This is a genomic window from Rhodococcus koreensis (genome assembly GCF_900105905.1).
Lineage (GTDB): Bacteria > Actinomycetota > Actinomycetes > Mycobacteriales > Mycobacteriaceae > Rhodococcus_F > Rhodococcus_F koreensis.
Window position 1 is genome coordinate 5,298,730 of sequence record NZ_FNSV01000005.1, and the last position, 7,060, is coordinate 5,305,789.

The 7,060-nt window shown below is 67.0% G+C and carries 7 protein-coding genes; 1 reads left to right on the top strand and 6 read right to left on the bottom strand.

The annotated features are described in order from the left end of the window. Positions 1–46: 46 nt before the first annotated feature. The 4 genes from BLV94_RS28790 to BLV94_RS28805 form a co-directional block, all read right to left on the bottom strand. Positions 47–1,735 (bottom strand): flavin monoamine oxidase family protein, encoded by a 1,689-nt coding sequence (locus BLV94_RS28790; RefSeq protein WP_072945022.1) that lies wholly within the window; start codon positions 1,733–1,735, stop codon positions 47–49. Next, a complete protein-coding gene (locus BLV94_RS28795; RefSeq protein ID WP_072945024.1) occupies positions 1,732–2,532 on the bottom strand; it encodes a carbon-nitrogen hydrolase family protein in 801 nt (266 codons plus the stop codon). The genes BLV94_RS28790 and BLV94_RS28795 overlap by 4 nt, the downstream gene beginning before the upstream one ends. Beyond that, a complete protein-coding gene (locus BLV94_RS28800; RefSeq protein WP_072945027.1) occupies positions 2,529–3,986 on the bottom strand; it encodes an amino acid permease in 1,458 nt (485 codons plus the stop codon). The genes BLV94_RS28795 and BLV94_RS28800 overlap by 4 nt, the downstream gene beginning before the upstream one ends. A gap of 93 nt (positions 3,987–4,079) precedes the next feature. Further along, positions 4,080–4,700 (bottom strand): helix-turn-helix domain-containing protein, encoded by a 621-nt coding sequence (locus tag BLV94_RS28805; RefSeq protein ID WP_072945029.1) that lies wholly within the window; start codon positions 4,698–4,700, stop codon positions 4,080–4,082. Positions 4,701–4,808: 108 nt separating this feature from the next. Between BLV94_RS28805 and speB the strand changes: the two genes are divergently transcribed. Beyond that, complete coding sequence (gene speB / locus BLV94_RS28810) at positions 4,809–5,825, top strand: agmatinase (protein WP_072945031.1); 1,017 nt, start codon at positions 4,809–4,811, stop codon at positions 5,823–5,825. Positions 5,826–6,122: 297 nt separating this feature from the next. Here speB and BLV94_RS28815 read toward each other — a convergent pair whose 3' ends face one another. Then, positions 6,123–6,476, bottom strand: coding sequence for a helix-turn-helix domain-containing protein (locus BLV94_RS28815; RefSeq protein ID WP_072945033.1), 354 nt, complete (start codon positions 6,474–6,476; stop codon positions 6,123–6,125). Beyond that, a complete protein-coding gene (locus BLV94_RS50040) occupies positions 6,400–6,699 on the bottom strand; it encodes a hypothetical protein (protein ID WP_244163681.1) in 300 nt (99 codons plus the stop codon). The genes BLV94_RS28815 and BLV94_RS50040 overlap by 77 nt, the downstream gene beginning before the upstream one ends. Positions 6,700–7,060 lie beyond the last annotated feature (361 nt).

Sequence of the window (7,060 nt, forward strand, 5' to 3'; positions counted from 1 at the left end):
CGTGAGTACTTATTAACCGCCCGTGGTTAATAAGTACTCACGGGCGCTAGTCGCACAAGCGGATCGGGCCGAGTTCGGCGTACCGGTCGCCGGGGCCGGGGTTGTCGGCGGGGGCGGCGCCGCCGAGGTGGTGCATCACTCCCCAGACGGCGTTGAGCGCGGTCTGCACGGCGCCCTCCGCCCAGCCCGCGGTCCACGAGATGTCGTCGCCGGCCAGGAAGATGCCGCGATGCCGCGGGTCGAGTTCGTCCTGCACGAAATGGCTGAACAGCCGCTCCTGGTACCGGTAGTGGCCGGGCAGGTTCGCCTTGAACGCGCCCATGAAGTCGCGCTCGGTCTCCCACGACAGCGTGACGGGTGTCGAGATGATGTGGCTGCGGAAGTCGACGCCCGGGTAGATCTCCTCGAGCGATTTGATCATGAGATTCATCCGCTCCGTCGCGTCGAGCGGCAGGAGTTTGAGCGAATCGTCGGACCACGTGTAGGACAGGCAGATCAGGCCGGGCTTGTCGTCGCCGTGGTCGAGGAGGTAGGTGCCGCGGCTCATCCGGTCTGTCAGCGTCATGCTGACGAGGTCGCGGCCGGTGACCGGGTCCTTGTCCTTCCAGAACGGACGGTCCACGAGGGCGAACACCTTCGTCGAACCCATGTAGTGGGTGCGTTCGATGGCGGTCCAGTGGTCGATCGGGAACAGGTCGTCGTCGCAGTGAACGTTGTTGAGCAGCATCCAACTCTGCGCCGTGAAGACCGCGGCCGGGTAGGTGCGGATCTCGCCGGACGAGTCGGTGACCGTCACCTGGTGCGGTGCAGTGCGCCGGACCTCCGTGACGCGGGGACGGGTTTCCCCGCCGTTCAGCGAGCGCACCGACGTGCCGTCCGGCCAGTGCGCCATCCCCGTCGGGGTGTCCGTCCACAGGTGCAGCGGCAGTTGCTGCGACCCGCCGACGATGCCGCGGTGATGGTCGTCGGCGGCGGTGATGACGACGCGCAGGATCTCGAGGATCGAATTGGGGAAATCGGTGTCCCAGCCGCCCGTTCCGAAACCGACCTGCCCGAACACTTCCCGGTGCCGGAACGACGCGAAGTGCTTCGACGACGCGAGGAAGCCGTAGAACGTCTGATCGTCCAACCGGACCACCAGGTCGTTCCAGATGCGCTTGAGTTCGGCGGTGTCACGGTCGCGGATCGCCTGCTGGAGCGGGATCAGTTCGGCGTGGTCCTCGAGCGTGCGCTGCCACGCGTCGGAGACCTCCCGGAACACGGGCGGCAGGTCGTCGAGGTGCTGCGCGTAGTAGCTTTCGCCCTTGAGATCGATGACCGTGCTGGGGGTGGCGTCGGCGAGCGGGTTGGGGAACGCCTCGGTCCGCAGCCCGGTGGCGTCGAGGTAGTGGAACAGGGTGGTCGACGACGGTGGGAACCGCATCGCGCCCATCTCGGCCACCACACCGGGGTGTCCCTCGAACGGCTGCGACCGCATCCGGCCACCGATCTGATCCGCCTCGTAGACAATCGGTTTCAGGCCCAGCTTCATCAGCTCGTACGCGGTGACCATGCCCGACAGTCCGCCGCCGATGACCGCCACCTCGGTGCCGTGCCGGCCGGTGGGCACCGCACCGAGGCCCGACGGGTGGGTGACGTAGTCGTCGTAAGCGAACGGGAAGTCGGGACCGAACATCGTCAGCGGCGGGACGTCGGTGTCCGTGGCGGTGCTGTCCGGGGTGACGGGGATCGTCATGAAGTCTTCTCCTGCGGGAAGGGGTAGAGGTCGACGCGTCGGTCGTCGAGATGGGTGTTCTCACGGCGGGATCGGCGGAGGACGTCGAGTTCGAGGTCGACGACGGCCAGTTCTTCGTGGCGGCCCGCCCGGGCGAGTTCGGTGCCGTCGGGTGCGATCGCGCAACTGGACCCGCAGTAGTCGAGGTCGGCCTCGGTGCCGCACCGGTTGACGTATGTGACGAACATCTGGCTCTCGTACGCCCGGGTGGGGACGACGCTCTCCGCGATGAATTCGTACGGACTCATCAGACCGGTGGGGACGACGAGCCACTGGGTTCCCCGGTCGGCATGGGCGCGAACGGCTTCCGGGAACTCGACGTCGTAGCAGATCAGGAGTCCGCACCGGATGCCGTCGTGGTCGAACTGGACCACCAGTTCGTCGCCGGCCGCGAAGTGCGACCGGTCGAGGTCGCCGAACAGGTGCGTCTTGCGGTAGTTCGCCAGCGAGTTCCCGGACGGATCGAGAGCCTGCACGCTGTTGTAGACGACGTCGCCGTCCGCCTCGGGGTAGCCGTAGACGACGGTGATCCCGGACTCGCGAGCGATCTCCGCGATCCGTGCCGCGATCGGTCCGTCCGCGTGTTCGGCCCGCTCAGCGATGAGGGATCCGATGTTGTAGCCGGTGGCCGACATTTCCGGGCAGACCAGGATGGACGCCCCGGCGCCCGCTGCCGTCTGCGCGGCGGAGGCGATGGCGGCGAGGTTCGCCGCGACGTCGAAGGAAAGTTCGGGACCTTGGAACAGCGCCGCCCTCATCGCGCCTCGACCTCTTCCGGCCTGCTGCGGAGTTCGGACTTGCGGACGCCGTAGGCGAAGTAGATCGCGAGCCCCACTGCCATCCACAGCGCGAACGCCACCCACGTCGAGACGCCGAGGCCGAACAGCAGCAGCGCGCAGAACACGACGCCGAGGACCGGCATCAGCGGGAACAGCGGGGTCCGGAAGCTGCGGTGCAGGTCGGGATGGCGGCGGCGCAGGATGATGACGGCGATGTTGACGAGCATGAACGCGAACAGCGAGCCGATGCTCGTCGCGTCGGCGAGTTCGCCCAGCGGCACGAACCCGGCGAGCGCGGAAACGATGCCTCCCACGACCACGATGTTGACGACGGGTACCCGGGTGCGCCGGTTGACGCGGGAGAAGATCCGCGGAACGAGGCCGTCGAGCGACATCGCGTACAAAATGCGGGTCTGCCCGTACATCACGGCGAGGACGACGCTGGCGATGGCGATCACCGCGCCCGCGGACAGGAAGATGGCGGGCCAGGTGCTGGTGGTGGCGGCATTCAGGATGGTCGCGAGTGCGGCGCCCTCACCCGCGATGTCCTGCCAGGGCATCGCCCCGACGGCCGCGATCGCGACCAGGCAGTAGAGGATCGTGACGATCAGGAGCGACAGGATGATGGCGCGGGGAAGGTCGCGCTTCGCGTTCTTCGCCTCGTCGCCGGCGGTCGACGCGGCGTCGAACCCGATGTAGGCGAAGAACACCTGCGAGGCCGCGGCCGTCACGCCTGCGGCGCCGAGGGGAATGAACGGTGCGAAGTTCCCGGCGCGGAACGCGGTGAACGCGACCGCGCAGAAGAACACGAGCACGAGGATCTTCAGGGCCACCATGACCGTGTTCACCAGGGCGCTCTCCGACGCTCCCCGGGTCAGCAGGACCACCGCGACGAGCACGATGACGATGGCGGGCACGTTGACGATGCCGCCCGCTCCCGGTGATTCGCTGATCGCGGCGGGGAGCGCGATGCCGAACATGCCGTGGAGCAGTTCGTTGATGTACTCGCCCCAGCCGACGGCGACGGCCGCGACCGAGACACCGTACTCGAGCATCAGGCACCAGCCGCAGATCCATGCGAACAGTTCGCCCATCGTCGCGTAGGTGTACGAGTAGGAGCTGCCGGAGACGGGGATGCTGCCCGCGAGTTCGGCGTAGGAGAGGGCGGAGAAGAGGGCGGTGAACGCCGCGAGCACGAAGGCGAGGACGACGGCGGGGCCGGCCTTGGGTGTCGCCTCGCCGAGGATGACGAAGATGCCCGTGCCCAGCGACGCACCGATGCTCAGTGCGGTGAGGTGCACCAGGCCCATCGACCTCTTGAGACCGTGACCGGGTTCTTGGTCGTTGCGCGCCACGATAGCGTCGACCGATTTGCGGGCGCGCAGTGCGCCGGCGAGTCCGGGCGGGCGCGGAGAAATCTTGGTGATGTCCAACGTTGAGCTCCTGAGCGGTGGAGTGATGCGCACAACAATGAACGGGCGAGCCGTGACTGTCAACACATGTTTCCTAAACCGCTTGACAGTTTCCTAGCGGGAGGTGGGCCGGACGTCGTCCGGTAGTGCTGGGGCCAGAATCCACAGAACGGTCGCGGTGTCGTCGCCGAGCGCGCGGAAGCTGTGCGGCAACTGCGGGGAGAAGGTGAACGCGTCCCCGGTCGCGAGCGACACGTCCTCGCCTGCCCCCGGGCCGTTGAAGGAAATGCAGATCTCGCCCGACACGACGTAGACGAAGGCGACGTCGACCGGCAGTTCGTACGTTTCCGAGCCGCTCCCGCCGCCGGGTTCGATCCGGCTCAGGAGCGACTGGACGCGGCGCTCACCAAACGGGGTCAACAGGAACTCGGCCATGCGCTCCCCGCCGAAGCTGATCGGCGGGTAGGCGTCGGCGCGTACCACCTCACCTGCGGCGGAGCTCTCGAACAGCGACCCGACGGGAATGTTCAGGGCGGCGCAGATCCGCACCAGCGTGGCGACGGACGCGCTCGCGTGGTCCCGCTCGATCTTCGACAGGTAGCCCTTGGTGATGCCGCAGCTCGCGGCAAGTTCGTCGAGCGTGAGGCGCTGTGCCTGCCGGGCCGCCTTGAGCCGGGGGCCGATCCTGGGCGCGTCGACGCCCGACGCACCTTCGGTTGCGAGGTCGTTCGCCATGCATCGATCCTTCGTTGTGTCTCGTATAGGAAACAGGTGTTGACAAGAATGCGTTCCAAGGAAACGATACGACGAAGCCACGTCTCCGGCACACACCGAAGGATTCCGATGACTACAGACCACGACGCAATAAAGGGCCCCGTCGACGCGACCCGCACCCCGCGCTACGCCGAACCCAGCACGTTCGCCCGCCTCCCCCGGCTCGACGAGGTTTCCCGCGCCGACGTCACGGTGCTGGGTGTTCCGTTCGACTCCGGCGTGAGCTACCGTCCCGGCGCACGCTTCGGCCCCGGCCACATCCGCGCCGCGTCGAAGCTCCTGCGCCCGTACAACCCCGCACTCGACGTGCACCCCTTCGGTGCGCAGCAGGTCGCCGACTTCGGTGACATCGGCGTCAATCCGTTCGACATCCAGGAAGCCCTGGCCACCGTCGACGGTGCCGTCACCGACCTGCGCAAGGACGGCTCGACCGTGCTGACGCTCGGCGGCGACCACACCATCGCCCTGCCGATCCTGCGTTCCCTCGCCCGCGACCACGGTCCGATCGCCGTCCTGCACTTCGATGCGCACCTCGACACGTGGGACACCTACTTCGGCGCCCCCTTCACGCACGGCACCCCGTTCCGGCGGGCCAGCGAGGAGGGGCTGATCGACCTCGAGCGGTCGCAGCACATCGGCATCCGCGGCCCGCTGTACAGCAAGAAGGACCTCGAGGATGATGCCGTTCTCGGCTTCCAGGTCATCCGGTCCGACGACTACGAGGTGGACGGCGTCGCCAGCATCGTCGAACGGATGCGTCGACGGCTCGACGGCGGTCCGGTCTACGTGTCCGTGGACATCGACGTCCTCGATCCCGCGCACGCGCCGGGCACCGGCACACCCGAGGCCGGCGGCATGACGTCCCGCGAACTGCTGAACACGCTGCGCGGACTCGTCGGCCTCAATGTGGTCGGCGCCGACATCGTGGAGGTCGCGCCCGCATACGACCACGCCGAGATCACCGGCATCGCGGCAGCGCACGTCGCGTACGAGTTGCTGTCGGTGCTCGCGATCAACGCGTCGTCGGCTCCCGGACGGGCAGGCCGCGGCGAGGCACTCCGGCAGGCGGCGTATGTGACGAAGTGACGCCGCCGGCCCCGGTCAATCGCGCGAGCGTCAACCGGGGCAATCCGGTCGGGTACTCGAACGGTGCGAAAAGCGCATTCCATACCCGTCGCCACGCCGTACTCGTTCGCCGAGATGTTCGTCTGGCCAGGGTTGCAGCACTGCCGCTTTCGCCTTTTCGTCAGACGGCGAGAGTAATGGTCCAAGACGCGTCCCCGCGGGACGGACTCACCGTGTTGGACTAATTCGAGTTGCTTGTTCGAGGCAGGCGCGGGGGCCAACGTATGTGTAAGGACAACCTCGCCACAAACTGCACGGCTATGTGCCCGAGAAGGTGTCCAGGTCCAGGCTGACCTCGATCCCATTCTTCTCCACGACGATCCGCGGATGCTCGGCCCCGGTCGCCGCTAGGTACTGCCGCAGCGTCGAGAGGAGCAAGTCGTCGCGCCGCTCGATCTTCGACACCGCCGCCTGCTCCACGCCGAGCACTTTCGCCACCTCGGTCTGCGTGAGATCACCGGCCCTACGGATGTCGGCGAGAGTCTGCACGTAGACCCGGTTCATTTCCGCCGTCTCCGCACGGACACGCTCCACCTCACTGGTGATGGCGGAGTGCGCCGTCAGCTCTGCGATCCTCTCGTTCGCCCGCCTGAACGTGCGCTTGTCGGTCATGATCCTCACCTCGGGTTTCGAAGAGCCACTGCTCGATCGCCGCATCGGCACGAGAACCGACGCTGTTGTAGAACACATCCCCCATCTGCGCCTTGTCCCCCGCGAACAGCGCCACCACCACGACGTCGGTGCCCAGCGGGAACCAGCAGATCACCCGGACCGCGACACCCTCGTCGAACGGGTGCGAGGTCCGCCACACCGGATACCGCCTGGACTGACGCACCCGCTTCAATCCCGGCAGATCCACCGATGGTGGTGGCCAGATCCGCCAACGCGGCTGTCACATGTGCCAACACCTGCCCCGCGTGAGCGTCCCCACGCTCCGCCTGCTCCTCGAGGCGATCGAGGTAGGCGAAGAAGTCTTCCGGCATGTCGACGATCACCCACAGAGTATTCCATTGATGGAATAGTCCGTCAATGGAATGCAGAGCAGTCTCGAGCGACGTCCAGAGATCCGGAAGGGGTCGAGTCCGAGCCGCAATTCGGCGGCTTCGTGCTCGCGCAAAAGCCTGCCATCAGAAGTGCAACTCGGGCACCAAGTCTTCGCCGTCGGTTCACACAGTGCATGGCCGCCGATACTCCGC